The following is a 20,289-nucleotide window of genomic DNA, read 5'->3' as shown; positions in this document are numbered from 1 at the left end:
GATGCCGGTCCCGGTTCACCAGGGAAACGCCGAAGCGCAGAGCGAGGGGCTGCTCGCCGTCCCCGGCGGGGACGAGCGGCTGATAGCCGTGCTGGCGGCCGCCGCGCCCTTCCACGAACGGGTGGCGGGCGAGTTCTTCGTCCCGGTCGTGGGGCGCGGCCTGCGCCAGGCGTCCGAGCGCACCCAGCGCTGGCTCAGGGCGGCCGTGGGCGACGACGAGGACGCGAAGCGGGCGGTGCTCCACCACCGCAGGCGCTCGGGCCGTGACCTGGGCGCCGGGCTCGTCGACGTCCGGGTGGCCGATCCGCGCAGGCTGCCGGACTGGGCGTACGCCCTGGTGGACTTCCTGCTCGCGCAGCCGCCCACGGCCGCGTCCGACCCGGCGACCGGGCGACCCGGCGCCCCGTTCGTGGCGTTCCGGCGGGCGGTGAACCGGCTCGTCGACATCAACGACGGGACGGTGCGCGGCGTGCCGGTGACCGCCGAGGCGTGCGAGGACATCGCGGGCCAGCTCGTCGAGCGCCTGACGCAGGTGTGCTTCGCGGGGTTCGCGTTCGAGGCCCAGCTCGCCGGCACCGCGGGCGACGTGACCGCCTGGCTGCAGAGCCCCGGCCTGGACGTCAGCCAGTCGGGCTGGCTCGACCGGCTGGAGACGCTGCCGGGGCTCGCCTACGTGATGGGCATGACGTGCCTGCAGTGGCGGCGCGTGGTCCACGAGCTGTTCGACCGGCTCGGCGCCGACCTGCCGGACCTGCGCAGGACGCTGTGGAGCTGGGCCTCCCCCGGCCCCGTCACCGGGTACTCCGGCGACTCGGGCGACCCGCACAACCACGGCAGGGTGGTCACCCTGCTCACCTTCGCCTCGGGCGAGCGCGTGGTCTACAAGCCGAAGGACCTGCGCTCGGTGGCCGGGGTGATGGACGTGTGCGCCCTGCTCAACAACCACGGGCTGGCGCTCCCCCTGCACACCCGCGAGGTCGTGCTGCGCGACGGCTACGGCTGGGAGGAGTACGTCACCGCCGAGCCGGGGACCGACGAGGCCAGCGTCCGCCGCTACTACACGCGCCTGGGCATGTTCGCCAGACTCGCCCAGTTCCTGGAGTGCCGCGACCTGTGGGCGGACAACCTGGTCGCGATGGGCGACACACCGGTCTTCATCGACCTGGAGAACGTCCTGCAGGCCCGCATCAGCAAGCCGACCCTCATCGGCGAGCGGATCCAGTCCCTGTGGGGGAGGGTCGAGGACACGGTGGCCAAGACCGCCGTCGTCACCTTCCCCCGAGTGATCGCGGGCGGTGTCCAGGCGCAGGACATCGGCTGCCTGGCCGCGCTCCAGGAACAGGTCGCGCAGAACTCCCAGGGGTTTCCGTTCGGCTGGGAGGCGCCGCCGTACCGGCCCACGTGGGGCGCGGGCGAGCTGGCCGACCCCCGCCACTACGCCGACGAGGTGGCCGAGGGCTACCGGCAGATGCAGGACTGCCTGGCCCGCAACCAGGAGCTGCTGGCCGACCCGCGCGGGCCGCTGGCCCTGCTCAGGGACGCGCCGGTCCGCTACATCTGGCGCAGCACCTGGGACTGCGTCGACCTGCTCCGCACGAGCGTCGGCCCGGGCGCGCTGATCGACGGCGTGGCCAGGGAGATCTGCCTGGCCCACGTGTTCCGCAGCGCCCTGGGGACGCTCCGGGTGGACCCCGGGCGTACCGACATCCTGGAGATCATCGAGCAGGAGATGGACGCGTTCCGCCGGATGGACGTCCCGCTCTTCACCGCCAGGCCGAACTCTGACTCGGTGTTCACGCCCGACGGCGTCGAGATCCCCGGGCACTTCGCGGGTACGGCCTGGCAGCGCCTCCAGGACCGGGTCGCCGACCTCGCGGGGTTCCCGCTGGCGGAGCACCTCGCGGTCCTGGAGACCTGCCTCGACATCACCGGCGCGGGCGAACTGCCCACCTCGTTCCCCAGTGCCGGGCGACGGCCCCGGACGGTACGTGAGATCGGCCTGCACGCCTACGACCTGTCTGGCCGGCGGGAGGAGCCGCCGGCCGAGGTGCTGCTCGCCCGCGCGGGCGAGGTGGCCGACGAGGTGCTCGCCGCCGCCGTGCCGCTCGGCGAGGACCGGTCGGCCTGGATGGGCGTGGTCTCCTACCCCGCGCACGGTCTCGACCAGATCGAACCCCTCCACGGTGACCTGCTGACCGGTACGGCGGGCCTGGCCGTCTTCCTCGCCGAGTTGTACGCCAACACCGGCGCCCCCGGCCACTGGACGGCCGCGCAGGAGGCGCTGGACGCCTCGGTCGAGTTCGTGACGCTGGCCCCCCAGTCGGGCTTCTACCGCAGGATGTGCGGGGCGATGGCCCCCGTCGGGGCCTTCGTCGGCATCGGCTCCGCCATCTACGCGCTGAGCCGCTGCGGCGGCGCGCTGGCCGACCCCCGGCTGGTGGAGCGGGCGGCCGGGTTGGTGCCGCTGGCGGAGAGCGAGCTGGCCAAGCCGACCTCGGCCGAGCCCGTGCTCGGCCGGGCGGGACTGTTGCTGGCCCTGCACAAACTGCGCGAAGCCTCCCCCGTGGCGGTTCCCGCGGCCGACGCGCTCGCCGCGCGGCTCCATGCGGAGCTGCTGGCCGAGCTCGCCTCGGGCGCCGCGTCCCGGCCGCCGTACCCGCCGGGGGTGCCCGCCCTCGACGGGCTGCCCACCGGCGTGGACGGGCTGGTGTGGGCGCTGGCCGCCAGCGCCGCCGCGCTCGGGGAGACCGGCGCGGCGCTCGCCCCGCTGCTGGCGCACCGCTTCGGTCTCGGCACGCCTGGCTCGCTGCTCGCCGCGGTCGCCACGGCCCACACCCTCACCGGGGAGGTCCCCGACGCGCTCCGGGAGCGGGTGGCCAGGCACTGCGCGCCCGCCTCGGGACGCGCCTGCGTACGGCTCGTGGTGGACGCCGAGGTCGCGATCCACACCGCCCGCCTGACCGGCGATCCGGCGACGGCGCGGTCCGCCAGGGAGCTGACCGCCGAGCTGCTGAACCGCCGGAGTCACACCGGCCGCTGGTTCGCCGACCGGCGGCGCGCCGATCGGCTCACCCTGTCCGCCGTCAACGGGCTGGCCGCCGCGGGCCTCACCCTCCTCCGGCTGGCCGACGACCAGGTCGCCTCGCTCCGACTCGTGCACTGAAAGGAACCTCATGGACGCCCGGCCAGCATTCCGCCGCCACTTCCGCGTGGAGACCATCGACGGAGAAGGGGTCTTCCTGATCTCCGAGCGCGACCTGCACCTGCTCACCGGCCGATCGATCGAGGCGGTGGCGGGTCTGCTCGACGGCAAGCACACCGTTTCCGACATCCTCACCGCGGTGGACCCCGACATCCCGCCCGAGCACGTCTACTACGTGCTCCACCAGCTCAGGACGCGCGACCTGCTGGTCGACGTCACCGAGGACCTGGAGCGGGGCACGGCCGCCTACTGGGAGATGGCGGGTCAGCAGGCCGAGGCGGCGGTCGCGGGCGTACGGAACGGGCGGGCCGAGGTCCTCACGGTGGGCCAGGTACCGGGCGAGGAGTTGCGACGGCTGCTCGCCGCCGAGGGAGTGGCGGTCACCGGCCCCGGGCCAGGGGTGCTGACCGTGGTGCTGACCGACGACTACCTCCACGGGGAACTCGCCGAGATCAACAGGCGTCACCTGGCGGAGGGACGGCCGTGGCTGCTGGCCCGCCCCACGGGCCCCGTCCTGTGGCTGGGGCCCGTCTTCCAGCCGGGCGAGAGCGGCTGCTGGCGCTGCCTGACGCAGCGGCTGGAAGGGCACCGGCAGTCGGTGAACTACCTGGAGAACCGGCTGCGCAGCGCGCGTCCGCTGACCCTGCCCACCGCCGACCTGCCGCTGACGCGTGACGCGGGGACGCGCCTGGTCGCGGCCGAGGTGGTGAAGTGGCTGGCGGGGGCCAGGAGCGAACAGCAGCGCGACGTGATCACCTTCGACACCCAGCGGCTCGGCACCACCCGCCACCCGCTGCGCCGCAGGCCGCAGTGCCCCGAGTGCGGCGACCCGGGGCTGATGGCCGCGGCCGCCGGGCGGCCGGTCGACCTGCGCTCCCGGCCGAAGACCTTCACGGCCGACGGCGGCCACCGCTCCCGGCACCCCGAGGACACCGTCGAGCAGTACGGCCACCTCGTCAGCCCGGTCACCGGCGTCGTCAAGGAGCTCACCAGGCTGGACACCGGAACGCCCTTCGTCAAGACGTACGTGGCGGGGCACAACTTCTCCCGGCAGATCCGCGACCTGCGCGGGCTCCGCAGCGGCCTGCGCAGCCAGAGCGCCGGCAAGGGCACGACCGACCTGCAGGCGAAGGTCAGCGCCATGTGCGAGGCGATGGAACGCTACTCGGGCATCTTCCAGGGGGACGAGGCCAGGCGCGAGGCCAGCTTCCGGGAGCTGGGCGCGGACGCGGTCCACCCGAACGCGTGCTCGCTCTACAGCCAGGCGCAGTACCGCACCCGGCGGGAACTGGGCGCGACCTCCAGCTACGACTACGTCAACGATCCCCTCGACGAGGACGCCGTGCTGGAGTGGACGCCCGTGTGGTCGCTGACCGAGCGGCGGCACAAGTACCTGCCCACCGGCTACCTGTACTACTACCACCGCGACCTCTCCCCCGCCGGACCGGTCTACGCCTGGGCCGACTCCAACGGCAACGCCGCGGGATCCTCGTTGGAGGACGCCGTGGTCCAGGGCTTCATGGAACTCGTCGAGCGGGACGCGGTGGGCCTGTGGTGGTACAACCGGGTCACCCGTCCCGCCTTCGACCTCGGCAGCTTCGCCGACCCGTGGATGACCGAGTTCCAGGAGGTCTACGCGGGGCTCGGCCGCGAGCTGCACGTGCTCGACCTCACCACCGACCTGGGCGTCCCGGTGGCCGCCGCGATCAGCCGCCGCGTCGAGGGGCCGAGCGAGGACATCCTCATGGCCTTCGGCGCCCACTTCGACGTGCGGATCGCCGTCCAGCGGGCGCTGGCCGAGATGAACCAGTTCATCCCGGCGGTCATCGACGTCGGACCGGACGGCGCCACCCAGTACCGGTTCCACGAGAGCGACCAGCTCAACTGGTGGAAGCACGCGCGCATGGCGGCACACCCCTACCTGATGCCCGGCGGATCGCCCGTGCTCGCGTCGGCGTACGCCAGACCCGCCACCGGGGACCTGCTCGACGACGTCGCCGCGGCCCGCGCCCTGGTCGAGGAGCGCGGCATGGAGATGCTGGTCCTGGACCAGACCCGGCCCGACATCGGCCTGCCCGTGGTCAAGGTCATCGTGCCGGGGCTCCGCCACTTCTGGCGGCGGCTGGCACCCGGCCGCCTCTACGACGTGCCCGTCCAGCTCGGCTGGCTGTCCGAGCCCACCCCGGAGGAGCGGATGAACCCCATCACGATGTTCCTATGAACCCCCCAACGCGCCTGATCGGCCTGCGTGAGGACGCCGTTCTGGCGTGGGCGGACGGTGTGCTGACCATCACGCACCCCTTCGGCACGGTCACCGCCCGCGGCCTGACCCCGGGCATCGCCGCGCTGCTCCAGGAGCTTCCCGGCACGCTGGCCGACGAGGACGAGCTGGCGGAGCGGCTGCTGGCGGCGGGCGGGACGAGCCAGGAGGTCGCCCTTTTCTATCTGGCGCTGTCCCGGCTGCGCCCGGTCCTGGTCCATGCGCTGGAGCCGCTGCTGCGGGTGGTCCCGATCGCCCGCGACGCGGTGTTCGAGCCGCCCGCGCTGTCCGCCGACGACACCGTGCGGCTGTCCCGGTTCGCGCTGGTGCGCAGGTCGGGCGAGGGACTGATCCTGGAGTCCCCGCTGTCGCGGCACCGGGTCACGCTGACCGAGGAGGCCATGCCGCTGATCGCGGCGCTCGGCCGTGGGGTCCTGGTGAAGGAGGCGCCCGAGGCGCTCGGTCACCTGGTCGCGGCCGGTCTGGCGGGCGCGGACGAGGCCGAGGAGGAGCATCCCGCGCTCCGCGCCTGGGAGTTCCACGACCTGCTCTTCCACAGCAGGACCCGGGTGGGGCGGCACGACCAGCCGTTCGGCGCGACCTTCCGGTTCCTCGCGGAGGAGCCGCCCGAGCCGGTGGCCAAGCCGCTGCCCGAGGGCCCGGCGGTGGAGCTGTTCCGGCCCTCGCTGGACGCGGCCGCCGCGGCCGATCCCCCGTTCACCACGGTGCTGGAGTCGCGCCGGTCGGTGCGCGCGTACGCGGACGAGCCGCTCACGGTCCGGCGGCTCGGCGAGTTCCTCTACCGGGTGGCCCGGGTCAGGGGCGTCTTCGGGCCGGCGCCCGGCATGCCGTACGAGGCCAGCAGCCGTCCCTACCCCGGCGGCGGGGCCGCCTACGAGCTGGAGCTGTACCTGACCGTCGGCAGATGTGACGGGCTGGATAGCGGCGTCTACTACTACGACCCGTTCGGTCACCGGCTCATCAGGCTGCCCGCCAGGGACCAGGACGCGCGGGCGATGCTGGCCACCGCGAGCGTGTCGACGGGCGGGACCGCCCAGCCCGAGGTGCTCATCACCATGACCTCGCGCTTCCGGCGGATGTCGTGGAAGTACTCCGGCCTGGCGTACGCCGCCACGCTGAAGAACGTCGGCGTGCTCTACCAGACCCTCTACCTGGTGGCCACCGCGATGGGGATGGCGCCCTGCGGCCTCGGCAGCGGCGACGCCGACCTGGCGGCCCGGACCTTCGGGCTCGACTGGGCCACGGAGTCCTCGGTCGGGGACTTCCTCATCGGCGGCGCCCCTCGTGTGCCCGGTTCGTGATGTCCGTCATGGGTGACAGGTGTCGTCTGCATCTGCCCGCCCCTGCCGGTATTCGGGATCGTTGCAGGTGAGAGACCCCGCTAACGGAGAGAACGGGAGTTGTCGATGGCCGAGAGCATCTACATTCTCGGAGATGAGGATCGTAAGAAGTTCGCCCGACTGATCGCGGCGGCGTGGGGCGACGGTGAGCTCCGGGAGCGCTACGAGACCGACCCCAGAACCGTGCTCAGCCAGTACGGCATCGTCTACCCCGACGGCGTGCCCACTCCGCCGCTGCCCGCCAAACCCGACGGCGAGTTCGACATCGCCAACCTGGAGTCCGCGGCCGGTTACAGCGTCAGCTCGGTCAGCTGCGTCACCATTCCCACCGCTGCCACCTACTACATCGACCCCGGGGAGACCACGGGATGAGCGAGACGGTGATCGAGGTCGCGGGCCTCCGCAAGCGATACGGGGACTTCACCGCCGTGGACGGCATCTCCTTCGACGTCCGCAAGGGCGAGGTGTTCGCCCTGCTCGGCACCAACGGAGCCGGCAAGACCACCACGATCGAGATCCTGGAGGGCTACCTCAAGGCCACCGAGGGCACGGCCAGGGTGTTCGGCCACGACCCCGCCGACCGCGGCCCGCTGCGGTCCAGGATCGGCCTGGTGCTCCAGGAGTCCGGCCTGTTCGGCGACCTGTCTGCGGCCGAGACGGTGGCGGCCTGGCGCAGGTTCACCTCCAACGCCAGGCCCGTGGCCGAGGCCCTGGACCTGGTGGGGCTCACCGGTCAGGCGGGGACCCGGGTCAAGCGGATGTCCGGCGGGGAGCGGCGCAAGCTCGACATCGCGCTGGCCACGCTCGGCCACCCCGAGCTGCTCTTCCTCGACGAGCCGACCACGGGTCTCGACCCCGAGGCCAGGCGCCGGGTCCGTGACCTGGTCAGGGATCTGGCGGGCCGGGGGATGACCGTGCTGCTCACCACGCACTACCTGGAGGAGGCCCAGGAGCTGGCCGCCCGGGTGGCCATCATGGACAAGGGCAGGATCGTGGTGCACGGCACGATGGCCGAGGTGCTCGGGCAGGGCTCGGGGCGGGTCGCCTTCGAGCTGCCCGACGGCGTGGTTCCCGAAGGACTGCCGGTGGGCGAGTCGGGCACGCTGACCGTGACGGGCCGGCGGTGCGTGATCGTCACGGCGGAGCCCGAGTCGGTCGCGCACGCCGTACTGGGCTGGGCGCAGAGCCGGGGCGTGCGGATCAGCGGCCTCGACGTCCGCCAGGCCACGCTCGAAGAGATCTTCCTGGACGTCGCCGAGACGAGCGGGCAGGAGGTCAGGACGTGACCGCCTACACGCTCGCGCACTACCGGCTGACCCTGACCCTCTTCTGGCGCACGCCCGTGTCGGTCGGCGTCGCCCTGGGCTTCCCCATCCTGTTCTCCTGGCTGCTCCCGATGATGGTCCCGGGCGGGGTCAAAGGCGGGGCGCCCGTCGAGGTCGCCATCGTCACCGGCGTCATCGTGATGGGGATCGCCTTCCTGGGGTTCATGACGCTGGTGGAGTCCTTCGTCATCAAGCGGCAGCTGCTGATACTCAAGCGGCTGCGCGGGACGGAGCTCCCCGATCTGGCCGTCTTCGGCGGGGAGATCCTGACCGTGGTGTCGGCCGGCCTGCTCCAGCTCGCGGGCATCGTCGCCGTGGCGAAGATCGTGCACGGTGTCGACCTGCCGGCCAACCCCGTGCTGCTGGTGGTCACCGTGGTCCTGGCGCTCGCGGTGTTCGCCGCGATGGCCATCGCGGTGAGCGGCAGGATTCCCGCGCAGGGCTCCACCGTGGTGGTGAGCCTGCCGTTCCTGGTGCTCACTCTCGGCCTGTCGGGGTTCGCGTACCCGGTCTCGGCGTTTCCCGACTGGCTGCGGACCGCCTCCTCCTTCCTGCCGTTCGGGCGGGTGGCCGAGGGGATCACCACCGCCTACCTCGGGCGGGACTACGTCGGCTACGCGGGCTCGGCCGTACCTCCCGAGGTCGGGTTCCTGGAGGGGTTCCAGGTGATGGCGCCGGGGTGGCTGGTCCTGGCCGCCTGGCTTGTCCTGTCGTTACTCGCGGCGAAGAGGTGGTTCAGGTGGGAGCCCCGGAGAGGCTGACGGGCGTGGGGCCGGGCACCGTACGGCTCGCGCGCGCCGGAGCCGCGGTCTTCTCGGTGGGCATGGCGGCCTTCGCCGCCGTCCCCCTCATGGAGGCACTCGGCGGATTCCCCGTGCTCAGGGCCGCCGCCGCGGTGCTCCTCATCACCGGCCTCACCGGCTGCTACCTGTGGCTCGGCGTGCGGGCCGTGCTCGACCGGAGCTCCCGGCGGGACCTGGTGGTGCTGGCGGTGATGGCGGCGCTGGCCGTGGCCGTGCCGTTCGCCGCGGGGCCCTCCTGGCTGGGTCTCGGGTTCATGCTCCCGTTCGCGTTCGCGGTCACCCTGCGGGGCTGGCGGGCGGCGGCGGGCTTCTTCGCCGCGCTCGCCGTCAACGTCGCCCTGTCGGCCTCCCAGGAGCTGAGCTGGGTGCTCTTCGGCGGCCTGCAGAGCATGCTCACGGCGGGCGCGCTCGCGGGCCTGACCATCTTCGCGACGCTGCTGAGCGAACTCCAGCGCACCCGCGAGGAGCTGGCCAGGCTCGCCATCACCGAGGAGCGGCTGCGGTTCGCCCGCGAGCTGCACGACGTGCTCGGGCACAACCTCTCGGTCATCGCGATGCGGACGGAACTGTCCACGCGGATCCCCGCGGAGCAGATCGCCCGGCTGCACGGTGAGCTGGCGGAGATCCACGACATCGCCAGGCGCTCCCTCCACGACGTACGGGCGGTGGTCAAGGGCTACCGCGAGATGTCGCTGGAGCGGGAGCTGAGCGGGGTGCGCCGGGTGCTGGAGACCGCGGGCGTCAGGTGTGACTTCGCCGAGCTGCCGGCCGCGCTGCCCGCCGAGGTCCGCGTGGCGCTGGCCTGGGCGGTACGCGAGGCGGCCACCAACCTGCTACGGCACAGCAACGCCACCGTCTGCCTGCTCGGCGTCGAGACGGACGGCGACCGGATCAGGGTCACCGTGGCCAACGACGGCGTACGTCCTTCGGAAGGCGACGCCAGGACCGACGGTGTCGGCGGCAGCGGCCTGGCCGGACTCGACGAACGGCTCGCCCAGGTCGGCGGGAGCAGCGAACGGTACACCGAAGACGGCTGGTTCACGCTGTCGCTGGACGTTCCCGGCCGCCCCATGGCGGCCGCACTCACCTCTGCCACAGGAGACCGGAAATGATCAAAGTTCTTATCGCGGAGGACCACGATCTCATCAGGGGCGCGCTCATCGCCCTGCTGTCGGAGGAGCGGGACATCCGCGTGATCGAGGAGGTGTCCAGGGGCGATGAGATCCTGCCCGCCGTCGTCGGCTGCAAGCCCGACGTGGCCCTCCTCGACATCGGGCTGCCGGGCATCGACGGCCTGGCGGCCGCGGGCCTGATCAAGGAGCTGGAGCAGCCGCCGCCGGTGCTCATCCTCACCAGCGTCGGCTCACCCGGCAACTTCGACCGGGCCATGGCCGCGGGGGTGCGCGGCTTCCTGGTCAAGGACGCGCCCGCCCACCGGCTCACCGACGCCATCCGCGCCGTGGCCAGGGGGGAACGCTACATCGACCTGGACCTGGCGGCCGACGGTGGCGAGCCGGAGGTCAACACCAACCCGCTGACCGCGCGGGAGATCAGCGTCCTGTCGGCCCTCGCGGCCGGCGAGCGCGGCAGCGACCTGCGGGGCAGCCTGGGGCTGTCCGCCCACACAATCAGGAACTACCTCGCCGCCGCCCGCCTGAAGACCGGCGCCCGTAGCGACGAGGAAGCGGTCCGCATCGCGCGGGCCAACGGCTGGTTACAGGAGTAGGCAGATCGCCGCCAGCGGTTGATCGGGGCTCCGGAAAGCGTCACGATCAGTACGAAAACATGACGCCTCGGACATGTGTGGAGACCACCCGTGGCTCAGGAGACCGAAGCGCAGGTCAAGTGGCTGTCCACAGGCGTCGTCGCGGTGACGGGGGCCCTGTGGGCACTCACCCCCCTCGCGTTCCTGCTCATCGGCGACGTGGTCCGGGCCCTGCTGTCGAGCGTGGTTCTGGGCGGGTTGCTGGTGGTGTACACGCGGGTCGTCACCGGGCACATCGCGGGAACGGGCCCAGGGCCGCACCGGGTGCGGACCTTCGCCCTGTTCGCGGTGGCCGTCTACGGGGCCTTTCCCTTCCTCGGCCCGGTCTGGGTCTACACGCCGCTCATCGTCGCCACCGCGGGCCTGCTCCTGCTGCCGTTCAGGTACGCCGTCGGCGTCCTCCTCGTGGTGGCCGTCGCCGAGTTCCCGCTCACGCTGACCCTGGACGGGGCCAAGCCCTTGGACGCGCTGCAGGACGGCGCCGGAGTGCTCGTCTCCTCCGTGGTCGCCGCGGGGATCGTGCACTACGCCAGGTTCGTACGGGAGCTGCGTGAACTGCGGGCGGTGCTGGCGGAGATGGCCGTGGACCAGGACCGGGTCCGCATGGCGGGAGAACTCCACGACCTGCTCGGCCAGACCCTGGCGTCGATCACGCTCAAGACCGAGGTGGCCCTGGCCATGGTGGACCTGGACAGGAAGCGGGCCATCGGTGAGGTCGAGGCCACGATCGCGATCGCCCGCGCGGCGCGCCAGGAGGTCGGTGACGTCGTGGCGGCCAGGCGCTCGCTCGCCGTCGGCGCCGAGCTGTCGGCGGCCGTCGCGCTGATCGAACTGACCGGCGCGTGCTGCGACCTGCGCCTGGGGATCAGCGAGATCGACGAGGAGACGGGCGATACGCTCGGCTGGGTCGTGCGCGAGGCGGCCACGAACATCGTCAGGCACAGCGACGCCCGGCACTGCCTGATCGAGTTGGACCGCGTCGACGGGCGGATCCACCTACTGGTGCGGAACGACGGCGCCCGCCGCGAATCGGGCAAGGGGCACGGATCTGGACTCGCCGGGCTCAGACAGCGGGTGGACAGGCTGGGCGGGTCCCTGCACGCGGGTAGCACAGGCGGTGACGGGTTCGAAGTGCGGGTGTGGCTGCCCGCCGTACACGACCAGGAGAGAGTGATCACCATTGATTCGTGTTCTGCTGGCTGAGGACCACGGCGTGGTCAGGGGCGCGCTCACCGTCCTGCTGAACCTGACGGGCGACATCGAAGTGGTGGCCGAGGCGGATCGGGGGGACAGGGTCGTCGCCCACGCGCTCGCCGCTTCGCCCGACGTGGCCGTCCTCGACATCGAGATGCCGGGCGTGGACGGAATCGAGGCCACCTGCCGTCTGCGGCGGGCCGTGCCGACCTGCCGCGTGCTCATCCTCACCGCGCTCGCCCAGACCACGCTGCTCAAGCGGGCGATGGAGGCGGGCGCGAGCGGCTTCCTGCTGAAGGACTCCCCCACCGAGCGGCTGGCCGAGAGCATCCGCAGGATCGCCCAGGGCGAGCGGGTGATCGACGCGTCCCTGGCCGTGGCGGCGATGAACGCGACGGCCAGTCTGCTCACCGACCGGGAGGCGGCCGTGCTGAGCCTGGTCGGCCTGGGGGCCACGACCGGGGAGATCGCCGCTGAACTGCACCTGTCGGCGGCGACCGTCCGCAACTACGTCTCCAGCATCATCACCAAGACCGGGGCCCGTAACCGGACGGACGCCGTGCGCATCGCCGTGGACTACGGGTGGATCGAACGGCCGCGCCCCAACTGCGTCACCCCGGGCCTTCGACGCTGAATTCCCTCCCCGTACCGTTTCGAGTTGTGGATCTGCTCATACGCAACGCCGCCCTCCGGGGCCGTCCCGGCCGCTGGATGATCGCCGCCGAGGACGGGCTGATCTCCGCCGTCACTCCCGAGGATCGGGACGCGCCCACCGCCGCCACCGTCCTGGACGCCGACGGCCACCTGGTCACCGAGCCGTTCACCGACGGCCACCTGCACCTCTGCAAGGTCCACACCCTCGACCTGGCGGGGCCGTCCGCGCTGGCCGACTACACCGGCGGCTCGATGGGCGCGGCCATGACCGCGATCGAGAGTGCCGCCGCAGTCAAGGCCGACCAGTCGGCCGCCGCGGTCCGCGCGCGGGCCCGCGCCGCCCTGACCGAGTCGGTACGGCACGGCGTCCGCCGCGTCCAGGCGTTCGCCGACGTGGACCCCACGGCCGGGCTCACCGGGGTGACGGCGCTCCTCGAACTGAAGGAGGAGTTCCGTTCCCTGGTCGACATCCAGGTGGTCGCCTTCCCCCAGGACGGCCTGCTCCGCTCCCCCGGCGCCGAGGAACTGGTCGAGGAGGCGATCCGCGTGGGCGCGGACGTCGTCGGCGGCATCCCGTGGATCGAGTGGACCGACGCCGACGCCGCCGAGCACGTCCGCCGCATGGTCGCCCTCGCCCACCGGTACGGCAAACGCGTCGCCATGCTGGTCGACGACGCGGGCGACCCCTCCCTGCGTACCACGGAGATGCTGGCCACCGCCCTCCTGGAACACGGCATGTACGGCCGCGGCACCGCCCAGCACGCCCGTGCCATGTCGCTCTACCCGCAGCCCTACCTGCGCCGCCTGATCGGGCTGTGCCGCGCGGCGGGCCTGGGCTTCGTCAGCGACCCGCACACCGGCCCGCTCCACCTGCCGGTCTTCACCCTCGCCGACGCGGGCATCCCCGTGGCCCTCGGCCAGGACGACATCGAGGACGCCTACTATCCCTTCGGCCGCCACAACATGCTGGAGGTCGCCTTCCTCGCCGCCCACCTGCTCGACGCCCGCACCGACCCCGAGCTCGACCGGCTCTACGACATGATCACTGTGACCGCCGCCCGCGTCCTGGGCGTCCCGGCGCCGGAAACAGTCCCCGGCGCTCCCGCCGACCTGGTCGTGCTCCAGGGGCGTACCATCAGGCAGGCCCTGACCGCCCACGCGCCGCCGAGCCACGTGGTGATCGGGGGTAGGGTGGCCGCCTCGACCACCACCCGGACCGAATTCCACTGACCGCGAGGGAGCCCAGTGGACGATGCGTTCGCCGAACTCGCCGAGCGGCATCGGCATGAGTTGCGGGTGCACTGTTACCGGATGCTGGGGTCGTTCGGTGACGCCGAGGATCTGGTGCAGGAGACGTTCTTGCGGGCCTGGCGAGGGCGGGCGGGGTTCGCCGGGCGGTCGACGTTTCGGGCCTGGTTGTATCGGATCGCCACGAATGTGTGCCTGGATGCGCTGGCTCGTCGCGAGGTGACGACGGCGGCGTACGGGACGGCGGGGTCGCCGATGGTGGAGGTGCCGTGGCTGGAGCCGTATCCGGATGAGTTGCTGGATCTGGCGGCGCCGGACGAGGGCGGGCCCGATGCGGTGGTGATCACGCGGGAGACCATCGAGCTGGCGTTTCTGGCGGCGATCCAGCATCTGCCGCCACGGCAACGGGCCGTGCTCATCCTGCGGGACGTGGTCGGCTGGCCGGTGCCGGAGATCTGCGAGGCGCTGGAAGCGCGTGAGGCCTCGGTCAAGAGCGCGCTCCAGCGGGCCAGGGCGACGTTGCGGGAACGGCTGCCGCGGCGGCGTGAGGAGTGGGCGGCGACCGCCGCTCCCAGTGCGGAGGAACGCGCCCTGCTCCAGCGCTATGTCACCGCCTCCCGGCAGGCCGACCTGAGGGCCCTGGCGGAACTGCTGCGCGAGGATGCCCGGCAGACCATGCCCCCACTCAACCTGGTGTACGAGGGGCGCGCGGCGATCCTGGACATGTGGCGGCCGTTCCTGGAAGGGGACCGGAGCTGGGACGAGTGGCGTTCGGTTCCGTTGGCGGTGAACCGGCAGCCCGCCGCGGCCACCTACGCCCGGCGGCCCGGCGAGACCGCCGTCACCGCGATCAACATCGACGTGCTGCGGATCGAGGACGGCCTGATCGCGGAGATCACCACGTTCGGTCCCGAACTCCTGTCCGTCATCGGCCTGGGCGCACCGCCCGCCGTAGTGTGACAGAGGTCACATCGATTCACCGATTCCGTTCGCGGGCCGTCCCGGTCATACGGGCGACATCAGCGGAACGGAAGCGGGAGAGCACCATGGCGGAGATCGAGAACACCCAGGCCGCGCAGCCGGACGAGCAGGTCCTGGCGCTGGACCGGCTGGCCGGCACGTGGCGGGTGAGCGGCGGCGCGAAGGGCACGGTCACCTACCGGTGGCTGGCGGGCGGATTCTTCCTCATCCAGGACATCGCGCTGGAGCACGACGGGCGGAAGATCACCGGCATCGAGGTCATCGGCCGGGAGAGGCCCTTCATGTCGGACAAGTCCAGCGAGGACATCAAGTCCCGCGTGTACGACAGCGAAGGCAACACCCTCGACTACGTCTACGAACTCGATGGCGACACCCTGACCATCTGGGGCCTGGAGAAGGGCTCCCCGGCGTATTACCGGGGCACCTTCGACGCCGACGGCGACACCGTCAGGGGCGGCTGGGTCTTCCCCGGTGGTGGCTATCAGACCGTCATGACCAGAATCGGCTGACCCGAATTCCGGTGAGTACGGGGTTACTCATGCGCGGAGGCCCCCTCCGGGCGCACTGTGTTGTCGGAGGCGTACCGACAGGCAGGAGGAGAGCCGATGACCATCGGCGAGCGGTACACGTTCGACCCCGTCCGGCTGGCGCTGCGGGCGGGCGAGGAGCCCGAGGAGGGGGCCGCGGAGGCCGAGGCGGCGCCGGTGTGGCAGCTGACGGATCTGAAGCTGGACGACTTCCTGGCCGGGGCGGGCGAGCTCAGCCAGGAGGAGCGGCTGGCGCTGGTGGAGCAGGCGCTGGTGGTGCTGGAGGGCAACTACGCGCACCTGCCGCTGAAGATCGCCATGCACGGGGTCAACCCGTTGCAGCGGCTACGGCTGCTCCAGGCCCGGGTGCTCCGGCAGATGACCGGCACGCCGGACCCGGAGTGGGAGTTCCACTCCGAGCTGCTGTCGATCTTCCACTCGGTCCGGGACCTGCACACGCTCTACCTGCTGCCGCGCCCGTTCGCGGACACGGCGGCGGTGCTGCCGTTCCGGATCGAGGAGGCCGCCGAGGCGGACGGGCGGTCCCGGTATCTGGTGGCCGGGGTGGACAACCCGGCGCTGCTGCCGCAGGACCTGGCGGCGGTGTTCGTCAAGGGCGTGACGGTCACGCACTGGAACGGCGTGCCGATCGGCCGCGCGGTGGACCGGCAGGGGGCCCGGTTCTCCGGGGGCAACGCGGCCGCCCGGCACAGCAGGGCGCTGGCCTCGATGACCAGCCGCTCGCTGGTGGTGCACCTGCCGCCGGACGAGGAGTGGGTGCAGATCGGCTTCCTGGACCTGACGGGCAAGCCGCAGGAACTGCGCATGCCGTGGCTGGTGCTGCGCAGGACGGTCCCGGCGGCGCCGGGCGGGAACGGGGTCACCGCGGCGACCCGCGGGGTGGACCTGGAGGGCCTGGAGATCGCCAACATCCGGCGCACCCTGCTGCCCCCCGAGCAGGCTGCGGCCGTGTCGGCGTCGGCGTACACGGCGACCGGCAGTTTCCTGTGGCGCCGGGTGACCACGTCCACCGGCACGTACGGCCACATCCGCATCCGCGATTTCGACCTGGGCGAGTTCCAGACCAACGACGAGTTCGAGGCGGCGCTGTTCAAGTTCCAGTCCGACTTCGTGACGATCGCCACCAGCCTGCCGGAGGACGGGCTGATCCTCGACATTCGCGGCAACCCGGGTGGGGTGATCCTGGCCGGGGAGACGCTGCTCCAGTTCCTCACCCCGGGCCGCATCCAGCCGGAGCCCGCGCAGCTGCTCAACACGCCGCTCAACCTGCGGCTCGGCCGCCAGGCGCCCGGCGTCTTCGGGGCGTGGGCGCCGTCGATGGAGCAGGCGGTGGAGACCGGGGCGGTCTACTCGGACGCGTTTCCGCTCACCCCGGTCGAGCTGGCCAACGCCTACGGGCAGTACTACCACGGCCCGGTGGTGCTGATCACCGACGCCCGGTGCTACTCCACCGCGGACATCTTCGCGGCGGGCTTCGCCGACCACGGCATCGGCACGATCATCGGGGTGGACGGCAACACCGGCGCCGGGGGCGGCAACGTGCTGCACCACGCCTGGTTGCGGAGTGCCCTGGAGGACGATCAGGGCACTCCTTACCAGGAGCTGCCGAAGGGGGCCGACATGACGGTGGCCATCCGGCGGCTGCTCCGGGTCGGCGGCTCGGCCGGGGTGCCGCTGGAGGACCTCGGCGTGACGCCCGCCGTGCTGCACCGGATGACCCCGGCCGACGTGCTGCAGGGCAACCCCGACCTGATGGAGCTGGCCGGGCGGGAGCTGGCCGCGCTGCCGAAGCGGCGGCTGCGGGTCTCGGCCGTGCCGGGCGACGACGTGCTCAACGTGACGCTGGACACGGTGGGTCTGGACCGGGTCGACCTCTGGCTGGACGGGCGCCCCCGCGGCTCGTTCGACATCGGCGCCGACCCGGCCCCCACGGTGGTGGTGCCCGGCGTGGTGAGCGCCGGGGTCATCCGGGCCGAGGGTTACCAGGAGGGCGCGCCGGCCGCGGTGGCCACCGTTTTCCTCTGAACCCGGTGCCCCCGCTGGCCCCATCCCGGGCTGCGCTGTCCCCGGGGCACCCGGCGTACCCGCTTGTCCAGCCAGGTGGGCCCGCTGGAGGTCACGGTGACCGGGGCGCCCAGTTCGTCGGCCACGAAGGCCGGCCACGGGCCCGGCACCGGTTCCAGGACCGGCCGGGCCGTGGCCAGCCGCTCGGCCAGCGCGGCCTGGTTGGCCAGGTCGCCGGGCGTGAGCCGTACCTGCTGGTCATAGGCGCGGCAGACGCGCAGTTCGCGGTGCTCCTCGGCGACGTCCAGGTGGGTGAGGGCCAGCTCGTCCACGCCGCCGCAGACGCGCACGGCGTACCGGGTGGCGACCAGGTCCAGGTGGCCGACCCGGAACGCGCCCTGCCACTCGCCGGTGGCGTTGTGCCGTTCCGGCAGGGTCAGCGCGGGGTCCTCGGTGACGAACGGCCCGGCGCCGTGCCGGGTGGCGTAGGTGCGCAGCACGCCCATGCGCTTGGCGTCGCCCGCGCCCGCCTCGCCGAGCAGCAGGAAGGCATTGGTGAAGGTGGTGGTGGACCAGGTGGTGTACGGATGGAAGCCGTACCGCTCGTCCAGCAGCACCCCCTGGGCGCCCTCGAAGACGAGCGGCCCGCCGGAGGGCAGCCGCCCGGTGCGGATGCGGCCGGCGAAGGCGTGGAAGGCGTCGGCCACGTCCTCCACCGCCGGGGTGGGCACCGGCCCGACCTCGTCCAGCACCCACTCGCGCAGCCGCCGCAGCAGTAACCGGAGGGCGCGCGGGTTGCCGCAGTCGGCCACCCGGGGCGCGGCGGCGGAATGGGAGACCGCGTAGGAGGCCGTCTCTCCGACTCCCATTCCGCACGACCCGTGGCGGGCCGCACCCCGCGCACGCTCCCTGGCCCGGTTGACGGCCTTGTGGTAGGGCGTGGTCACCAGCGCCTCCGGGGCGACGGTGAGCAGCTCGAACGGGTCCGGCACGCCGAGCCAGCGCAGGTGCGCGTGCTCGGCGGCCAGGGCCAGCGGGTCCACCATCATGAACCGGGACAGGAAGGTGGGCACGCCCCAGAAGGTGCCGGAACCGAACTGCGCGAAGGTGTGGTGCCGCCCGTCGGGGGTGACCACGTTGTGGCCGGCCTGCGCGCCGCCGTTGTACCGCACCACCGCGTGCACCTGGCTGCGGGAGCAGAGCCAGTCCACGATCGTGCCCTTGCCGGCGTCGCCGTACCCCAGGTCGGCGATGATCAGGTGCTCGTCCATCCCTGTCTCCTCCGGTTACCGCGCTCGTTGGGACATGACCCGGTCGACCACGGTGAGCGCGATGGTCTCGCAGATCTCCGACAGGTCCTCGATCTCGATCAGCCGGTCCCCGAGCAGGGTGCGCCAGAAGCCGGTGACGATCTGGTTGCGCCCGTGCGAGGTGCCGCCCGGGATGATGAAGTTGATGTCCCAGCTGGCCATGGCCTCGTGCAGGATGCTCTCCAGCCGGATGTCCTGCTGCAGGGACTCGCCGAAGATGTGCGCCACCTCGTCGGCCTTGACCGCCGGGTAGGCGGTCTCGTCGCCGATCACGAAGGCGATGCCGCGCACCCCGCGCTTGCGGAGGCAGTCCAGTTGGGTGTGCCGGGCCAGGAAGTAGAAGGCCAGCTCGTACGACTCGGTCAGGTTGCCCCCGCCGCCGCCCTCCAGCAGGATGCGGCGCAGGTCCTCGTCCATGCGGTTGTCCGACTCGAACTGGCCGATCTGGAGCGGGGCCCGGTCGCAGGTGGCGTCCCCGATGGCGCCGAACAGGATCTGCGGGTCCTTGATGTGCCGGCTGATGGTGCCGAGCAGCCGGGGCAGCCGGGCCTGGAGTTCGCGCGGCACCAGCTGCATGGAGCCGGTGACGTCGAAGAACACGGCGATGGCCAGGCTCTCGGGGTGTTCGTCGGAGTCCATGGCCTCCCGCGTGCGCACGCCGATCGGGTCGAGCGCCTGGTGCACCCGCCACTGGTGGCGGTTGAGCCGCCGCATGTCGTCGGTGTGCCCGAAGGCGCTCAGTCCGTGCTGCTCGCGGTAGGCCTGGGCGGCGTCATAGGAGTCCAGGGACCAGCGTCCGCTCCCCATCGGGATATCTCCTTCGTCTATCGGATCTCGTCTTCACGTGAAGGGCGCAGCAGGGCCGGGTGGAGCAGCCTGGCGTCGCCCTTGCGGTAGAGGCGGGCGCGGGGGCCCCCACGTGGTCCCCCGCGCTCGGTGGTGGTTCCGGTGGCTTCGACGAATCCCGGCACCGAGAGCACCTTGCGGTGGAAGTTGCCGGGGTGCAGCGGCTCCCCCCAGACCACCTCGTACACGGCGCGGAGCTCGGAGATGGTGAACTCGTCGCCGACGAACGAGGTCGCCAGCGGCGTGTACTCCAGCTTCGAGCGGGCCCGCTCCAGGCCGTCCTCCAGGATGTCGCCGTGGTCGAAGGCCAGCTCCCTGGTGGCAGTCAGGGGGGTCCACGCGGCGGCTTCCGCGTCGGATCCGGCTTTCGGGTCGGGCATCCAGGCGGCGAAGGCGAGGAAGGCGACGGTGACCACGCGCATCCGCGGGTCCCGCCCAGGCTTGCCGTACGTGCCGAGTTGTTCCAGGTGGACGCGGTCGAGGTCGTGCGGGAGCAGGCCGGTCTCCTCCGCGAGCTCGCGGGCGGCGGCGTCCTTCAGGTCGTCGCCGCGGACGAAGCCGCCGGGCAGCGCCCACATGCCCTGGTGCGGCGGTTCCGCCCGCCGGATCAGCAGCACGTGCAGCCGCCCGTCCCGGATGGTCAGCGCCACGACGTCGGCCGTGACGGCCATCGGCTCGTAGGCCGTGGGGTCGTAGTCCCGGAGGAAGTCCGACTCGTTCATCCGCCTCGTCTTTCTCAGTTCGAGTAAATCTCCATCTGAGAATAACCGGCGAAAGGCCGGAGAACA

At 72.2% G+C, this 20,289-nt stretch carries 17 protein-coding genes; 14 read left to right on the top strand and 3 right to left on the bottom strand.

The features are described 5' to 3' along the window. Position 1 precedes the first annotated feature (1 nt). The 14 genes from lanM (at position 2) to KIP79_RS07755 (ending at position 17,366) form a co-directional block, all read left to right on the top strand. Positions 2 to 3,163, top strand: coding sequence for a type 2 lanthipeptide synthetase LanM (lanM, locus tag KIP79_RS07820; RefSeq protein ID WP_214103995.1), 3,162 nt, complete (start codon positions 2 to 4; stop codon positions 3,161 to 3,163). A gap of 10 nt (positions 3,164 to 3,173) precedes the next feature. Continuing rightward, on the top strand, positions 3,174 to 5,423 hold the full coding sequence (locus KIP79_RS07815; protein WP_214103994.1) for a TOMM precursor leader peptide-binding protein: 2,250 nt from the start codon (positions 3,174 to 3,176) through the stop codon (positions 5,421 to 5,423). Further along, positions 5,420 to 6,784, top strand: coding sequence for a SagB/ThcOx family dehydrogenase (locus tag KIP79_RS07810; protein WP_214103993.1), 1,365 nt, complete (start codon positions 5,420 to 5,422; stop codon positions 6,782 to 6,784). Before KIP79_RS07815 ends, KIP79_RS07810 begins: the two co-directional genes overlap by 4 nt. Positions 6,785 to 6,889: 105 nt before the next feature. Next, complete coding sequence (locus tag KIP79_RS07805; RefSeq protein ID WP_214103992.1) at positions 6,890 to 7,195, top strand: hypothetical protein; 306 nt, start codon at positions 6,890 to 6,892, stop codon at positions 7,193 to 7,195. Next, a complete protein-coding gene (locus tag KIP79_RS07800) occupies positions 7,192 to 8,109 on the top strand; it encodes an ABC transporter ATP-binding protein (protein WP_214103991.1) in 918 nt (305 codons plus the stop codon). Before KIP79_RS07805 ends, KIP79_RS07800 begins: the two co-directional genes overlap by 4 nt. Then, positions 8,106 to 8,909 (top strand): ABC transporter permease, encoded by an 804-nt coding sequence (locus KIP79_RS07795; protein WP_214103990.1) that lies wholly within the window; start codon positions 8,106 to 8,108, stop codon positions 8,907 to 8,909. Before KIP79_RS07800 ends, KIP79_RS07795 begins: the two co-directional genes overlap by 4 nt. After that, positions 8,888 to 10,063, top strand: coding sequence for a sensor histidine kinase (locus KIP79_RS49270; RefSeq protein WP_214103989.1), 1,176 nt, complete (start codon positions 8,888 to 8,890; stop codon positions 10,061 to 10,063). The genes KIP79_RS07795 and KIP79_RS49270 overlap by 22 nt, the downstream gene beginning before the upstream one ends. Then, positions 10,060 to 10,677 (top strand): response regulator transcription factor, encoded by a 618-nt coding sequence (locus KIP79_RS07785; protein WP_214103988.1) that lies wholly within the window; start codon positions 10,060 to 10,062, stop codon positions 10,675 to 10,677. Before KIP79_RS49270 ends, KIP79_RS07785 begins: the two co-directional genes overlap by 4 nt. Positions 10,678 to 10,767: 90 nt before the next feature. Further along, positions 10,768 to 11,919 (top strand): sensor histidine kinase, encoded by a 1,152-nt coding sequence (locus KIP79_RS49265; protein ID WP_214103987.1) that lies wholly within the window; start codon positions 10,768 to 10,770, stop codon positions 11,917 to 11,919. Then, complete coding sequence (locus KIP79_RS07775; protein WP_214103986.1) at positions 11,897 to 12,544, top strand: response regulator transcription factor; 648 nt, start codon at positions 11,897 to 11,899, stop codon at positions 12,542 to 12,544. The genes KIP79_RS49265 and KIP79_RS07775 overlap by 23 nt, the downstream gene beginning before the upstream one ends. A gap of 26 nt (positions 12,545 to 12,570) precedes the next feature. Then, complete coding sequence (locus KIP79_RS07770) at positions 12,571 to 13,794, top strand: amidohydrolase family protein (RefSeq protein WP_214103985.1); 1,224 nt, start codon at positions 12,571 to 12,573, stop codon at positions 13,792 to 13,794. 15 nt (positions 13,795 to 13,809) lie between these two features. Continuing rightward, positions 13,810 to 14,772, top strand: coding sequence for an RNA polymerase subunit sigma-70 (locus KIP79_RS07765; RefSeq protein WP_214103984.1), 963 nt, complete (start codon positions 13,810 to 13,812; stop codon positions 14,770 to 14,772). 86 nt (positions 14,773 to 14,858) lie between these two features. After that, positions 14,859 to 15,302, top strand: a complete 444-nt coding sequence (locus tag KIP79_RS07760; RefSeq protein WP_214103983.1) for a hypothetical protein — start codon at positions 14,859 to 14,861, stop codon at positions 15,300 to 15,302. A 96-nt stretch (positions 15,303 to 15,398) separates the two neighbouring features. After that, positions 15,399 to 17,366 carry a S41 family peptidase gene (locus KIP79_RS07755; protein ID WP_214103982.1) on the top strand — a complete coding sequence of 656 codons (1,968 nt, stop codon included), beginning with the start codon at positions 15,399 to 15,401 and terminating at the stop codon, positions 17,364 to 17,366. Here KIP79_RS07755 and KIP79_RS07750 read toward each other — a convergent pair. Genes KIP79_RS07750 through KIP79_RS07740 form a run of 3 tightly spaced genes read right to left on the bottom strand, consistent with a single transcriptional unit; the run spans position 17,321 to position 20,223 of the window. After that, on the bottom strand, positions 17,321 to 18,616 hold the full coding sequence (locus KIP79_RS07750; protein ID WP_214103981.1) for an adenylosuccinate synthetase: 1,296 nt from the start codon (positions 18,614 to 18,616) through the stop codon (positions 17,321 to 17,323). The two genes, KIP79_RS07755 and KIP79_RS07750, sit on opposite strands and share 46 nt — an antisense overlap. 15 nt (positions 18,617 to 18,631) lie before the next feature. Beyond that, entirely contained in the window at positions 18,632 to 19,462 is an 831-nt protein-coding gene (locus tag KIP79_RS07745) for a hypothetical protein (protein ID WP_214103980.1), read from the bottom strand. Positions 19,463 to 19,479: 17 nt separating this feature from the next. Next, on the bottom strand, positions 19,480 to 20,223 hold the full coding sequence (locus KIP79_RS07740; protein WP_214103979.1) for an NUDIX hydrolase: 744 nt from the start codon (positions 20,221 to 20,223) through the stop codon (positions 19,480 to 19,482). Positions 20,224 to 20,289: the final 66 nt, after the last annotated feature.

This window comes from Acrocarpospora catenulata (assembly GCF_018476525.1).
GTDB classification, from domain to species: Bacteria; Actinomycetota; Actinomycetes; order Streptosporangiales; family Streptosporangiaceae; genus Acrocarpospora; species Acrocarpospora catenulata.
Note: the sequence above shows the minus strand (reverse complement) of the source record. Positions and strands in the feature narration are given on the sequence as shown.